Source organism: Acidaminobacterium chupaoyuni (genome assembly GCF_047936785.1).
GTDB lineage: Bacteria > Bacillota > Clostridia > Oscillospirales > Butyricicoccaceae > Acidaminobacterium > Acidaminobacterium chupaoyuni.
In genome coordinates this window covers 1,810,665-1,824,141 of the sequence record NZ_CP176394.1, presented here as the reverse complement: position 1 = coordinate 1,824,141, position 13,477 = coordinate 1,810,665, and the positions used below count along the sequence as shown (strand labels likewise).

Below are 13,477 nucleotides of genomic sequence, written 5' to 3'. Positions count from 1 at the left end.
AAAAGAGAAGCGGGGGAAACACAGATGCTGACGATCTATCACGGGCGCGCGCAATGCGGCAAAACACAGGCGCTGTTTGAAGAAATACGCCGCGGCGCAGAAGCGGGCAGAAAACAGATTTTGGTGGTGCCCGAAATGCTTTCGCATGAAACCGAGCGGCGCCTGCTGAAAGAATGCGGCAACCCGATTTCCCGCTATGCCGAAGTGCTCACTTTTCAGCGCATGGCCGCAAGAATATTGAAGGAAGCGGGGGAAACACCGCGGTTTTTAGATGCGGGCGGCCGCGTTCTCACGATGTACCGCGCTTTGCGAAACAGCGAAAGCGGGCTTTGCTATTTTAAAACGGCAGGGATGCGCCCCGAATTGGTGGAAAAACTGGCGGGCATTATTGATGAACTGAAAGCCTGCTGCGTTTCGCCGGAACAGCTGATGCAGGCGGCGGAAAACCTGGGGGTCACCAAAGAAAAAGTCAGCGATCTTTCGCTGATCTATGCAGCCTATGAGCGTTTATGCGAAAACGCGGCGCTGGATGATAAAGAGCTGCTCAGCGTGGCGGAAGAAGCGCTGGGCAAGTGTGATTTCGGCCATGAATGGGATTTTTATTTTGATGGATTCATGGGCATGACCGTGCAGGAACGCCGGCTTTTAAAAGCGCTGCTGCTGCGATGCCATGATATGAGCGCCGCGATCCTGTGGCAGGATGAGCTGGTTTTCAATGAACAGAAAAAGCTGATTCTGCGCCTGAAAGCCATCGCCGAAGAATTGGGCGAAGAAGAGAAAACCGTGGCGCTGGAACGAGAAAAACGCCCGGAATTGCCCGAACTCGATCATCTGGAAAAAGAATTGCTGGGTTATCAAAACAATCCGCTCGATTGCGAATGTAAAGCCATAAAGCTTTCGATGCTTGATTCTCCGGCGGAAGAATGCGAATATGCCGCGGCTCAGGTGAGAAAAGCGGTGGCTGAAGAAGGGCTGCGCTATCGTGAGATCGTTTTGGCCGCGGGGAATATCGATGAATATGGCCCGCTGCTGGAACAGGCTTTCGCGCGTTATGAAGCGCCCTTGTTTCTGGCACAGAAAAGCGATATTCTGGCAAAACCTGTTCTGGCCGCGGCGCTGGGGGCGGTGGAAGCCGTTTCACAGGGGATGCGTTATGAAGCGGTGATGCGCTATTTGCGGGCCGGCCTGTCGCCGCTTGAATCCGGCGAAGCCGATCTGCTTGAAAATTATCTGCTGACCTGGGATATCAAAGGCGAAGAATATGAACATCCCTTCGTGAAAAACCCATATGGCTTCGATCTTTCAAAACAGGCGCAGGGCGAAGAACTTTTGCCGCAGATCGAAGCCGCGCGACAAAAATTGATCGCGCCGCTGCAAAAACTGAAACAGCGGCTTGAAAACTGCTCTCGCGGGGGCGATTATGCCCGGGCGCTGACGGGCTTTTTTGAAGAAAGCCTGTTGAAAGAGAAGATCCTGCAAAAGGCGGAGCGGCTGAAACGATCGGAACGCCTGAGAGAAGAAGCGGAATACCGCCAGCTGTGGCAAATCTTAGAAAACGGCCTTCGGCAGTTTGAAACCGTGATGGAAGACGCCGCCATGGATTGCGATGAATTTTTGAGATTGTGGCGGCTGATGCTGGCACAATATCATGTGGGCACGATCCCCGTAGGGCTGGATTGCGTTCAGGCCGGCAGCCTTGAGCGCCTTTCTTTCCACCACGCGAAACTCGTCATTCTGATCGGTGCACGCGACGGCAATTTCCCCGCCATAGGGCTGGGCGGCACCTTGCTGACAGAGCAAGACCGCGCGGAACTGAAACAGGCGGGTGTGGAACTGACCCAAACGGCCGAAGAACACGCTTATGAAGCGCAGAGCCATGCCTATCGTGTGGTCGCTTCCGCCCCGCGTTTGCTGGTCGCCTGCCCTCAGCGATGCATGGATGGAAGCCCTGCCCGCCCCTCTTATCTGGTTTTGCGAATGCAAAAGCTGCTGCCGCAGCTGAAAGCGGAATATCCCGCGAAAGATTATTATCTTTATGCCAAAGCGCCGTCTTTCGAACTGGCCTGCACAGCGGTGAGCGGCGAGAACACCGTAGAAGCCCAGACGGCCCTTCAGCTGGCCGTTGAAGATGGCATGGAAGATCGCTTAGAGCGCTTCCATCGCTTTGCGGCGCTGCCCCGCGGGCCGCTGAAAGAGGAAGAACTGATCCGCAGGCTGTATGGATCCAAAGTGCGCATGACGGCTTCCAGAGCCGAAAAAATAGCGGGATGCCGCTTTTCTTATTTCATGGAATATGGTCTGAAAGCGCGGCCGCGCAAACGCGCTCGCTTCGGCGCGCCCGAAACAGGCACCTTTTTGCATTATGTGGTGGAAAACACCATTCGCGAGCTTTGCTTAGACCCGCAAAAAGATCGGAAGACTGTGGCAGAGGAATATATGGATCGGTATATCCGCGAAGAACTGGAAGGCCTTCGCGGCCAAAGCAAACGCCTTACGGCGATTTTTGCCAGATTGCGCAGAATGGTTCTGGCCATCATCGATGATGTGTGGGAAGAATTGCAGCGTTCGGCGTTTCGGCCCATCCGCTTTGAAATGGGCTTTGGCGAGGGGGAAGAAAACCCCGCGGTGGTGATCGAAAACGGTGAAGCACAGATTCTTTTGGGCGGAAAGATCGACCGCCTGGATGGCTATATCGAAGGCGATACGCTTTATTTGAAAGTGGTGGATTATAAAACCGGGCGCAAAGAATTCCGCTTGAGCGATGTGCTGGGCGGCATCAATCTGCAAATGTTTTTATATCTCATCATGCTTCAAAACAGCAAAGAAGCGTTGCTGAGCCAGGCGCGCGAAGCTTTGGGCAAAACGGCCCGGAAGGTGCAGACGGCGGGGGTTTTATATGTGCCGGCGAAACACCCCTATATCATGGCAGACCCCGAAGAAGATGAAAAAGATCTCGCTGAAAAACAGGCCAAAGAGGTTCGGCGGATCGGCATCGTTCTGGATGAGCCCGAGATCTTGGAAAAGCTGGAAAAAGCCGAAGCGGGGAATTTGCGGTTTTTGCCCATCAGCTATAAGAAAAACGGCGGGCTTTCTTCCACCTCACAGGCGATCAGCGCGGGGCAGTTTGAAAAACTGGTGCGCGGCGTGCAGCGGCAGATGCAAAAGATCGCGGCTGAGATCGCCAAAGGTGAAATCGAGGCCAACCCCTATTGCACAGGGCCGCAATGGTCGGTTTGTCAGTGGTGCGATTTTAAAGCGGCCTGTCAGTTTGATGAAACAATGGAAAAAGACAGCATGCGGCGCATGGGAAGTTTGAAAAACAGCGAAGTGTTTGCGCGGCTGGATCAAGAGGAGGAAAGCGAACATGAGCGCGGTTAAATTCACACCCCAGCAGCAAAACGCCATCGACAGCCGCGGCGGCGCATTGATCGTTTCGGCCGCAGCGGGTTCCGGCAAAACGGCTGTGCTGGTGCAGCGCGTCATCGAGCAGGTCACAGGCGGCGAAAACCCCATCGATTTAGACCGCCTGCTGATTGTTACCTTCACCAACGCGGCGGCTTCTGAAATGCGCGCCAAAATCGCCGATGCGCTTTTGAAACAGCTGGCCGAAAAACCCGAAAGCGGCCGTTTGCGCCGCCAGCTGGCGCTTCTTCACAGCGCCCGCATCCAAACGGTGCATTCTTTCTGCTTAGAGCTTGTGCGCCAGCATTTCGATCAATGTGATGTTTCACCGAATTTCCGCCTGCTTGATACCGCCGAAAGCGAGCTGCTGCGTGAAACGGCAATGGAGGAATTTTTAGAAGAAGAATATGCCGAAGCATCCGCCGGATTTATGGCCATGATCGAAAATTTTGCGGAAGAGCGCGGCGATCGCCGCGTGCAGGCGGTGATCTCAGAGCTTTATGAAAAACTCAGAAGTCATGCCGATCCCGCGGGATGGCGGTCGCGGATGGAAGAGCAGCTGCAAGCTTCCTGCGATCAGCCCGCGGCGGAACAGGAATGGTGCCGACGGGTGATGGAAGATTGCGCAGAAGGGCTGAAATGCCGCCTTGAGCTTTTAACCGAGACTTTCGATCGGCTTGGGCAATTCCCCGAACTTTTTGAAAAATACGCGCCTGCCTTTCAATATTGCCTGGCGACCGGTCAGCATTTGCTGGCAGCTTTGGAAGCAACTGAATGGGATAACGCCTGGCAGGTTTTGCAAAGATATGAAAAGCCCGCTTTTTCGGCGGCGCCCCGGGGCACCGATGCCGATCTGAAAGAAGAGATGGGGCAGGCCCGTGACTTTTTCTGCGAGTATATGGAAAAAATGCGCACAAAGGCCATTTTGCGGCCCGAAAGCCGTCTGCGGGAAGAAGCACAGAAAAGTTTGCCTGTGATCCACGGCCTTTTTGAAGCGGTGGGCAGGTTTGAAGAAAAATATCAACAGCTGAAACAGCGGCGGGGCGTTTTGGATTTCAGCGATCTGGAACATCTGGCGTTGAAACTGCTGCTGACGCCGCAGAGCGAAAAAACATTGCTGGCGCATGAACTGGCAGCCCAGATCGATGAAATTCTGGTGGATGAATATCAGGATACCAACGAGATCCAAGACAAGATTTTTGCCGCCGTGAGGGGAGAGGGCAAAGGCCTTTTCATGGTCGGCGATGTGAAGCAGAGCATCTATCGCTTTCGGCTGGCCGAACCCGAGATCTTTGTGGGCAAATATTATTCCTATGAAGATTATGCGCCAAAAGCCGTTCAAGCCAATAAACGCATCATGCTCAATCAAAATTTCAGATCGCGCAGTGAAGTGCTTGATTTTGTCAATTTTGTTTTTGAAAATCTCATGAGCCGTGAGTTTGGCGGCATCGCCTATGACGACCGGGAAAAACTGGTGGTGGGGGCCGATTATCAGGGTGCCTGCCCTGCCGAAGTATATGTGCTCGATTTGGCGCGGGATAAAAGCGAAGAAACACAAGCGCCCGAGAAGGTGGTTTATGAAGCGGAATTCGTGGCCCGCGCCATCGAGCAAAATTTGGCCGAAACACAGGTGACCGATCGCGAAACAGGGGAACTGCGCAGCGCAAGACCAGAGGATATCGCTGTATTATTCAGTTCCTTTACAAGCCGCGCTCCTATTTATGAAGAAGCAATTTCTGCCCGCGGCATTCCCTGCGCATTCTCGGCAGAGGCCGCCTTTTTTGAAACAACGGAAATTTTGGTCATGCGCAGTCTGCTGGCCGTCATCGACAACCCGCGGCAGGATATCCCTTTGATCGCCGTGCTGCGTTCGCCGCTGTTTCTTTTCACGGCAGATGAACTGGCCGCCATTCGAATCGCCATGCCCAAAGCGGAATTTTATGATGCGTTGTGCGCCAGCAGCCTGCCCGCAGCCAAGGCGTTTTTGGCGGAACTGGAAAGCTGCCGCGCTTATGCGCCCGATTTCACCGTGGCCGAGCTGATCGCCATGCTCTATACCAAAACCGGCGCCAAAGGCATTTTTGAAGCGCTGGATCATGGCGAAGCAAGGCGCGAAAATTTGCAGAAATTCTATCAGCTGGCGCTGCGTTTTGAACAAAATGGAAGCCGCGGCCTGTTCGCGTTTCTGCAATATCTGGAACAGCTTGAAAAAGAAGCCGGTGATGCTGCGGAACCTGCGGGCAACGCCGTGAAACTGATGAGCGTGCATAAATCGAAAGGGCTGGAATTCCCCATTGTGATTTTGCCCGATCTCAGCAAAAACTTTAATACGGATGATTTAAAAAGCGCCATGCTGATGCATAAAGATCTGGGCGTGGGCCTTCGCCTGCGCGATGAAGCGCTTCATATGGAATATAAAACACAAAAGCTGCAGGCCATCGCGCTGCGCCATGAAAAAGAAGCGCGCGAGGAAGAATTGAGAAAGCTTTATGTGGCGATGACCCGCGCCAAAGAAAAGCTGATCTTAACGGTGGCGCTGCCCGATGCGGCGAAAACATTGAAGGGCTGGCTGCGGTTTATCCGCGATGGAAAGCTGCTGCCACAAATGGTGGCAGAGCAGGCTTCCGCGGCTTTTTGGGTCTGCGGGCCGCTGCTGCTGCATCCCGCGGGCGGGGTGCTGCGCGAACTGGCGGGCGAGATCAGGCCCGAAGAACAGCCTCGCGGCGGCGGTCTCTATTGCGAAGTGGTTCCTTATGCGCCGCCGCAGGAGGTTGAGACCGTCACAGAAGAAGAAACGGAAACAAGCCGGCAGCTGACCTTGGAAATGCCTTATTATCGCGCGATCCAGCAGTTTGACTACCCGCATCAGGCGGCCACAGAGCTGCCTTCCAAACTGACGCCCGCGGGTCTGAAGCTGAAAAGGGATGAGGAAGCGGCTTTGCTGGAAGCCGAAGAAAAAGGGCCCGTCATCCGTTTGTTCCCCAGCGGAAGCGATGCGGCGAAGCTTGGCACGCTGGCCCATTTATGTATGCAGTATTGTGATTTTGAGCAGGCGCAAACGGCGGAGGGCGCGGCAAAACAGCTGGAGGAAATCAAAAAGAAGTTCCCCGAAGAGAAGCTGCTTGAAAAGATCCCGCCCCAATTTTTAACGGAATTTGCCGCCGGAGAGCTGGGGCGGCTGGCGGCGCAAAGCAGCTGCCTGCGCGAATATCAATTTTCGGTGCTGCTGCCTGCGGGCGATATGATACCCGGTGCGCCCATGGAAGAAGAGATCCTTTTAAACGGTGTGATCGACCTGCTGATTTTCACGGAAAACGGCATGATCCTTGTGGATTTTAAAAGCGATACCGTTCGCGAAGGGGGAGAAGCCGAGCATGCCCGCCGTTATGAAACGCAGCTGAAGCTTTATGCGAAAGCGGCCGAAGAAATTTTGCAGCGCCCCGTTGAGCGGAAGATCGTTTGGTTTTTATCCACGGCAGCGGGCATCGAATTATAAAACTATAAAAAGCGGCAAAACCCCAAAGAAAACGCTTCTTTTGGGTTTTGCCGCTTTGAGAGAGAAATCCTGCGGATCAAAAAGAATTAGTCTTTATACTGGTTATCCTTGGGGTCTTTGCAGTTCTTTTCGTTCTTGATTTTGGGTTCTTTGTTGTTCTTCTGAACATTTTTTTCATTCTGATTTTTCATGGCAATTCACCTCACTTTTGTTGTGTAGCCTTATTTTCCCCGCAATATTGTGATTTTATACATTGATTTTATGGGTTTGAATGTGGTAAAATAATTTGTAAAACTTTTATTTTTGTAATTTTTTAAAACATATAGGAGGATATTTATGTCCGGACATTCCAAATGGCATAATATTGCCCGAAAAAAAGGCGCCGTAGACGCCCAGCGCGCCAAGGTGTTTACAAAATTCGCCCGTGAAATGGCGGTGGCCATTCGCGGCGGCGGCAGCGCAGATCCCGAAGTGAATTCCAAGCTGAAGGATATTGTTGCCAAAGCCAAGGCCAATAATGTGCCCAATGATAATATCAACCGCATTTTGCAGAAATATGCCAATGGCGCGGGCAGCGAAGAATATGAAGCAATTACTTATGAAGGCTATGGCCCCAAGGGAATTGCCGTGATCGTTGAAACTTTGACGGATAACCGCAACCGTACAGCGGGCGATATGCGTCACTATTTTGATAAATACGGCGGAAATATGGGCGCTTCGGGCTGCGTTTCCTGGCAGTTCGATCGCAAAGGCCTGCTGGTCATCGAACGCCTTGATGACATGGATGAAGAAGAAATGATGATGCAGGCTCTGGAAGCCGGCGCGGCCGATTTTCAGGCGGATGACGATGTGTTTGAAATCTATACCGCGGTAGACGATCTGGGCAGTGTGCGCGAAAGCCTTGAAAAAGACGGTTATAGCTTCTTGCAGGCGGAAGAAGCGATGATTCCCCAAACCTATATCGCCCTCACAGATGACGACGATATCAAGAACATGAACAAGCTGCTGGAAATGCTGGAAGATAATGACGATGTGCAGAATGTCTGGCATAACTGGGAAAACGACCACGAAGAATAAGCATTTGTTCGGAAAAACCCCGTTGACTGAAATCACTCTTTTTGAAACCGGTTTCAAAAAGAGTGATTTTCTTCGGGAAAACCGGGTGTGACAGGGGAAACGAAAAAACGCTAAAAAATAAAGAAAAAGTATTGACAACCTCAAAATCATATGGTATCCTGTTTAAGCAGTCAAGCGGTAACGATTGCGAAACCAAATATGGGGGTATAGCTCAGCTGGGAGAGCGCTTGAATGGCATTCAAGAGGTCAGCGGTTCGATCCCGCTTATCTCCACCAAGCAAAAACACCGGAATCGTTGATTCCGGTGTTTTTGTTTTACTTGAGAAATCATGTGAAATATCATGCCGTGCCCCTGCATAAAGAAAAGTATGCGCCATCAGCAATATGATGCAGAGAAGGTCGAGAAAGAAAAATTTTTTCTGAAATCACGCGAAAATGCAATCTTAAGAATTCTTAAGAATGAGTTTGCTTGGAATTAAGAATTGCCTGTTATACTGGTCTCAATACTTTTGGAGGATCAGCGATGAAGGCAAAAGAAACCACAATAAAAAACATTTTTACGGGAATATTGATTTTCCTGCTGCTGATTGCGGCGGCTTTTGTGATAAAAGGCTGGGCGGGCGGGCATTTCAAATCGATGAGTTCGATGCGCGCCTATATTCGAACTTTTGGCGTTTTCGGGCCGTTGATCCTGGTTCTGATCCAGGCGCTTCAGGTGGTGCTGCCCGTGCTGCCGGGCTTTTTCGGCTGCATCGTCGGGGCGGCGCTGTTCGGCGCGATGGGCGGGTTCTGGTGCAACTATCTGGGCATCAGCATCGGTTCCGTGATCGCTTTTTGGCTTGCGCGCCGTTTTGGAACAGGCATTGTGCAGCAGATGGTGCCCATGGAAAAATACCGTTCCTGCATCGAATGGGTCAACCGCAAAAAATGTTACACGCTTATTTTGTTTTTGATGATTTTGCTGCCGCTGGCGCCCGATGATTTCTTTTGCTATTTTTCGGGGCTGGTGGGGATGTCGGCCAAGCGTTTCACATGGATCATTGTCGTGGCCAAGCCATGGTGCATTTTGTTTTACAGTGTGTTTTTTGCCCATTTTATTTGAGGAGGATTTTTAATGCTGGGGATCTATAATTATACTGTCATATTAACCTATATCGGAATGCTGGCAGGTTTTACGGGAATCACTTTTGCGGCAAAAGGGAATATCCATGCTTCGCTGATCTGTCTGATGATCGCGGGGGTATGTGATATGTTTGACGGAAAAATTGCTTCCACCATGCAGAGAACCTCACAAGAAAAGCGGTTTGGCATTCAGATCGATTCTTTAAGCGATCTGATCTGTTTCGGCGTGCTGCCGGCGATGATTATTTCCATGCACCCGCATATCAGCACACTGGGCGGCATCGTTGCGGCGCTTTATCTGCTTTGCGCGCTGATTCGCCTTGCCTGGTTCAATGTGGATGAAGAAGAACGCCAAAATAAATGCGACGGCGCCCGCAAGGTCTATTATGGGCTGCCGGTGACATCCTCTGCTCTGATCATCCCCATTGTGTTTGGGGCGGGGCTGTTATATCAGTGGCCGCTTGGCGTTTTAGGGCCGATCTGCCTGCTGATCATGGCGCTGGCGTTTTTAACGCCGTTTCCCATCAAAAAACCTCGTCTGATCGGAAAAATCGGCCTTATTTTTTTGGGCGGCATTGAACTGGCCGTTCTTTTGCTGGGGAGGAAGATATGAGCGAAAATAATGGCTCCGTTCATTTTTTATATGCGACAAAAGTGGGCAGAATACTTTTAAAAGGCATTATGGCCGTTCATGCCGATAAACTGGCGGCCAAATTCCTTTGGACAAAAGCTTCAAAACCGCTGGTGGGCTGGTATGCAAAAAAGCATTCGATCCCGCTGGAAAATAAAGAGCAATTTTCTTCCTTTCGTGAATTTTTCATCAGAACACGGCCGATGGAAGCTATGGATGAACAGCCCGATCATCTTATCAGCCCCTGTGATGGCTGGCTGAGCGTTTACCCCATTCATGCGGATAGCAGCTTTGCCATCAAAGGTTCCCGTTATCGTCTGCGCGATTTTTTGCAGGATGAGACCCTCGAAAAAAACTTTCAAGACGGGGTATGCTTCATTTTTCGCCTTTGCGCCTCAGATTATCATCACTATTGCTATATTGATGACGGCTTTCAGGGCACAAACCATTTCATCCCCGGGGTGCTGCACAGCGTGCAGCCGATCGCCTGCGAAACCTACCCCGTTTATACGCTGAACCGCCGCATGTGGACTTTGTTTGAAACAGAGCATTTCGGCCCTGTGATCCAAACGGAGATCGGCGCGCTGGTGGTGGGCGGCATCGTCAACGAACATGAGAATAAGCGCGTGACAAAAGGAATGGAAAAGGGCCATTTTGAACTGGCCGGTTCCACCATTGTGATATTGTTTGAAAAAGAGAAGGTGAAACTGCTGCCCGAAATAGCGGAAGCGTTGGAAAGCGGCGCGGAATTCCGCGTTCATCAAGGGATGTGGATCGCAACGGCTGTCGCTTCGGGCGCGATATCCTAAGCCGAGATAAGTGGGTAACATGAAGAAAAAAAGCATACAAGAAAAGTTAAAATTGATCCTTCCGTCGAAGAAGGCCATCGTTCCGCTGATTGTAGTGCTTGTTTGGAACAGCATCGTTTATAACGGCTGTCATCTTTTGATGCAGAATCAGCGACATTTTTGTTTGGAACTGAGCATGGAACAGCAGATCCCGCTTTTGCCGTGGACAAGCGCGATCTATCTGGGGTGTTACGCTTTTTGGGTGATCAACTATATTTTATGCACAAAAAACACCACGCGCGAGATGTATCGGTTTCTTTGCGCGGATTTTGTGGCGAAGGGCGTTTGCCTTTTATTTTTTGTGTTTCTGCCAACCACCATCCAGCGGCCCGAAGTGGTTGCTTCCGATTGGGGAAATGCGTTGATCGCGCTGATCTATCGATATGATGCGGCGGATAACCTGTTCCCGTCGATCCACTGTTTGGCAAGCTGGCTGTGCTATGTGGGGGTGAGGGGCAAATCATGGGTGCCGCGCTGGTATCAGAAAACCTCTTTGATCAATGCGATTTTCGTCTGCATTTCCACCCTGACCACCAAGCAGCATGTATTGGTGGATGTGGCGGGCGGGATTTTGCTCGCGGAACTGGCCTATTGGCTTGCCGCCAAACCGCAGGTCTATACACCCTATATTCGATTGATACGGTGGATCGAAAAGCTGCTGCTTCAATTGAAGCAAAGTCTTTTCGGGCAAAAAGATGCCGCCGTTCGCTGAAAATACCGATCAGGCAGATGGAAGAAAGGCCCTTGCTCCAATTTTTATGGGGCAAGGGCTTTTTTTACTGCCGCTATGAAAAGAATGAGTAACTGATAAATTTGCGGATATCTTTTCGTGCCACAGCTGATCTGTTATCATACACTCAGCTTGAAAAAGCAATTTTATATCGGAGGCTTTGAAAATGCTGAACAAAAATGTTGTGGAACTGCTGAAAAAGGGGATGTGGGATCTGGCGACCTGCGCCGATGGAATGCCCAATGTCGTGCCTGTGGCGTTTAAGGATGTTACCGAAGATGGTCGCCTGATCGTGGGGGATGTTTTTCTGGAAACCACCCTGCATAATCTGAAAGCGAACGGCGGCAGGATCGCCATTTCGGTTTATGACGCCGAAAGCCTGGAAGGCTATCAGATCAAGGGCAGGGCAGAATATCTGACGCAGGGGCCTGTGGTGGAAACCTTTAAGGCCATGGTAGAAAAAATGTTTCAGGGGGCAGCAACGGCAAAAGGAGCCCTGGTCATCGAACCCGAAAAAGTGATCGTCACCACACCGGGCAAAGAGAACAAAAAAGAACTGTAGAAAGAACGGTGTGAAAGGCGATGCCTTCGGCGTCGTTTTCCATACCGGCAAAAAAACGCGCTCATAAATTTCATAGCTGCTATGAAAAAAAGGCAGATTGTTTTATACTTGTAAGCAGGAAGGGGATGAAACGGTATGTATCAAAAAAAACTGAAGCCCGATATTCGCTGCCCGCTGGAATATGGGCTTGAGATGTTCGGTGGGAAATGGAAATCGAGGATCGTTTGCGTGCTTTCGGCGAAAGAGGTTTTGCGTTATGGTGAGCTGCGGGAGGAAATGAGCAATATCACCGATGCGGTGCTGGCTTCAACGCTGAAAGAACTGATTCGCGACGATATTATTTCGAGAACCTCCTATGATGAGATTCCGCCCCGCGTGGAATATGCCCTCACCGAAAAGGGCAGATCCGTGATCCCCATTCTGCAAAGCATCTGCAAATGGTCGGGCATCTTTTATAAAGAAGATCGTGAAAATGAAATGTCGCAATGCCAGAAATGCGACCATAAATAAACTGGCAGGAAAGCTTTTTGATTTCGTTGAGAAAGAAAAAGGCTTTCTTTTTTTGATTTTTGGCAAAAAAGCGGCCCAAATCGCTTTTACACGATTCAGGCCGCCTGCAACGGGGCTGTTATTTTTTCTGGTAGTAAAGAAGGCTCAGCAGCGCAAAAACCATCGGGATGACAGCGTAACCGGCGTTTGGTTTTCCGCCATGAGAAAGAAGATAAAAAATGGCGGAAAATGTGAGCGCCGTAAAAAGAATGCTGAGGTAAAACGCAGCTTTTTTCAAGGGAACAGCCTCCTTAGTGTGGTTTTATCCGGCGGTGGGCAGCGAGGTTTGCCCAAGCCGGCGGATCAAGGCGTTATTCGGCTTCGCCATAGCAGGGGGGCAGGCGGCGCTTATGTTCGCTGATGCGATGGGCGCGGCGAATCTTTTCATCATGGTCATTGCCGCAGGTGCCGCGTTCAATCATCTGCTCGATTTCGGCATAGGTTACGCCCATTTCCGATTCATCGGTCTGCCCTTCAAACAGCCCTGCCGAAGGCGCTTTTTCAATGATGTTGCGGGGGGCGCCCAGAAATTCCAGAAACTCATAAATTTCAGAAACCTTTAAATCGGCGATGGGGTTGAAATCACAGGCTCCGTCGCCCCATTTTGTGAAATAGCCCATATACCGTTCGCATTGGTTGCCGGTTCCCGCCACCAGGCAGCCGCGGGCCTGGCCGATGGCATAAAGCGTGGTCATCCGCAAACGGGGCGCGATATTGGCGATTGCGGCCTGATTCAGCGCCTGATGCGGTTCCATGGCTTTTAAGATCGTGGCTTTTGTTTCGCTGAGATCCACTACGATGTTTTCAATGCCGAATTTCGAAGCGGTGGCCAGGGCATCCTGCATATCTTCGCCGAAATTGCGGCTGGATTGGCAGGGCATTGCCACGCTGAGCACATTTTCGCAGGCTTTTTTGCAAAGAATGCCCACCAAAGTGCAATCTTTGCCGCCGCTGTTGCCGAAAACAATGCCGTTGGCGTGTGATTCAGCGAGGATCTTTTGGATAAAGGCCACACGATTTTCTAATTCTTGCGCGTAATTTCTCATTTTGATCGATCCTT

The 13,477-nt window shown here is 51.0% G+C and carries 11 protein-coding genes and 1 tRNA gene; 11 read left to right on the top strand and 1 reads right to left on the bottom strand.

Annotated features, from left to right (window positions below; genetic code table 11):
• Positions 1-24 precede the first annotated feature (24 nt).
• The 11 genes from ACJA3I_RS08700 (at position 25) to ACJA3I_RS08650 (ending at position 12,778) form a co-directional block, all read left to right on the top strand.
• The gene (locus ACJA3I_RS08700; RefSeq protein ID WP_458862218.1) at positions 25-3,378 is read left to right on the top strand and encodes a PD-(D/E)XK nuclease family protein; all 3,354 of its coding nucleotides are present in this window, start codon (positions 25-27) and stop codon (positions 3,376-3,378) included.
• Positions 3,365-6,898, top strand: a complete 3,534-nt coding sequence (gene addA, locus ACJA3I_RS08695) for a helicase-exonuclease AddAB subunit AddA (RefSeq protein WP_458862217.1) — start codon at positions 3,365-3,367, stop codon at positions 6,896-6,898. The genes ACJA3I_RS08700 and addA overlap by 14 nt, the downstream gene beginning before the upstream one ends.
• A 336-nt stretch (positions 6,899-7,234) precedes the next feature.
• Complete coding sequence (locus ACJA3I_RS08690; protein ID WP_458862216.1) at positions 7,235-7,975, top strand: YebC/PmpR family DNA-binding transcriptional regulator; 741 nt, start codon at positions 7,235-7,237, stop codon at positions 7,973-7,975.
• Between the two features lie 200 nt (positions 7,976-8,175).
• Positions 8,176-8,251, top strand: a tRNA-Ala gene (locus ACJA3I_RS08685).
• A 247-nt stretch (positions 8,252-8,498) separates the two neighbouring features.
• Entirely contained in the window at positions 8,499-9,077 is a 579-nt protein-coding gene (locus ACJA3I_RS08680) for a TVP38/TMEM64 family protein (RefSeq protein ID WP_458862215.1), read from the top strand.
• Positions 9,078-9,089: 12 nt separating this feature from the next.
• Positions 9,090-9,710 carry a CDP-alcohol phosphatidyltransferase family protein gene (locus ACJA3I_RS08675; RefSeq protein WP_458862214.1) on the top strand — a complete coding sequence of 207 codons (621 nt, stop codon included), beginning with the start codon at positions 9,090-9,092 and terminating at the stop codon, positions 9,708-9,710.
• A complete protein-coding gene (locus ACJA3I_RS08670) occupies positions 9,707-10,537 on the top strand; it encodes a phosphatidylserine decarboxylase (RefSeq protein ID WP_458862213.1) in 831 nt (276 codons plus the stop codon). Before ACJA3I_RS08675 ends, ACJA3I_RS08670 begins: the two co-directional genes overlap by 4 nt.
• A gap of 19 nt (positions 10,538-10,556) precedes the next feature.
• The gene (locus tag ACJA3I_RS08665) at positions 10,557-11,288 is read left to right on the top strand and encodes a phosphatase PAP2 family protein (protein WP_458862212.1); all 732 of its coding nucleotides are present in this window, start codon (positions 10,557-10,559) and stop codon (positions 11,286-11,288) included.
• 184 nt (positions 11,289-11,472) lie between these two features.
• Positions 11,473-11,868 (top strand): pyridoxamine 5'-phosphate oxidase family protein, encoded by a 396-nt coding sequence (locus tag ACJA3I_RS08660; RefSeq protein WP_458862211.1) that lies wholly within the window; start codon positions 11,473-11,475, stop codon positions 11,866-11,868.
• 135 nt (positions 11,869-12,003) lie between these two features.
• Positions 12,004-12,378, top strand: a complete 375-nt coding sequence (locus ACJA3I_RS08655) for a winged helix-turn-helix transcriptional regulator (protein ID WP_458862210.1) — start codon at positions 12,004-12,006, stop codon at positions 12,376-12,378.
• A complete protein-coding gene (locus tag ACJA3I_RS08650) occupies positions 12,341-12,778 on the top strand; it encodes a hypothetical protein (RefSeq protein ID WP_458862209.1) in 438 nt (145 codons plus the stop codon). The genes ACJA3I_RS08655 and ACJA3I_RS08650 overlap by 38 nt, the downstream gene beginning before the upstream one ends.
• Here the strand turns inward: ACJA3I_RS08650 and nadE are convergent.
• On the bottom strand, positions 12,729-13,463 hold the full coding sequence (gene nadE / locus ACJA3I_RS08645) for an NAD(+) synthase (protein ID WP_458862208.1): 735 nt from the start codon (positions 13,461-13,463) through the stop codon (positions 12,729-12,731). The genes ACJA3I_RS08650 and nadE overlap by 50 nt on opposite strands.
• Between the last annotated feature and the right edge of the window lie 14 nt (positions 13,464-13,477).

What these genes read in the sequence shown, in the direction of transcription:
- nadE (WP_458862208.1), bottom strand. Translation starts at nt 13,463, where the DNA reads ATGAGAAATTACGCGCAAGAATTAGAAAATCGTGTGGCCTTTATCCAA.
- ACJA3I_RS08660 (WP_458862211.1), top strand. Translation starts at nt 11,473, where the DNA reads ATGCTGAACAAAAATGTTGTGGAACTGCTGAAAAAGGGGATGTGGGAT.
- ACJA3I_RS08650 (WP_458862209.1), top strand. Translation starts at nt 12,341, where the DNA reads ATGAAATGTCGCAATGCCAGAAATGCGACCATAAATAAACTGGCAGGA.
- ACJA3I_RS08690 (WP_458862216.1), top strand. Translation starts at nt 7,235, where the DNA reads ATGTCCGGACATTCCAAATGGCATAATATTGCCCGAAAAAAAGGCGCC.
- ACJA3I_RS08655 (WP_458862210.1), top strand. Translation starts at nt 12,004, where the DNA reads ATGTATCAAAAAAAACTGAAGCCCGATATTCGCTGCCCGCTGGAATAT.
- addA (WP_458862217.1), top strand. Translation starts at nt 3,365, where the DNA reads ATGAGCGCGGTTAAATTCACACCCCAGCAGCAAAACGCCATCGACAGC.
- ACJA3I_RS08700 (WP_458862218.1), top strand. Translation starts at nt 25, where the DNA reads ATGCTGACGATCTATCACGGGCGCGCGCAATGCGGCAAAACACAGGCG.
- ACJA3I_RS08665 (WP_458862212.1), top strand. Translation starts at nt 10,557, where the DNA reads ATGAAGAAAAAAAGCATACAAGAAAAGTTAAAATTGATCCTTCCGTCG.
- ACJA3I_RS08680 (WP_458862215.1), top strand. Translation starts at nt 8,499, where the DNA reads ATGAAGGCAAAAGAAACCACAATAAAAAACATTTTTACGGGAATATTG.
- ACJA3I_RS08675 (WP_458862214.1), top strand. Translation starts at nt 9,090, where the DNA reads ATGCTGGGGATCTATAATTATACTGTCATATTAACCTATATCGGAATG.
- ACJA3I_RS08670 (WP_458862213.1), top strand. Translation starts at nt 9,707, where the DNA reads ATGAGCGAAAATAATGGCTCCGTTCATTTTTTATATGCGACAAAAGTG.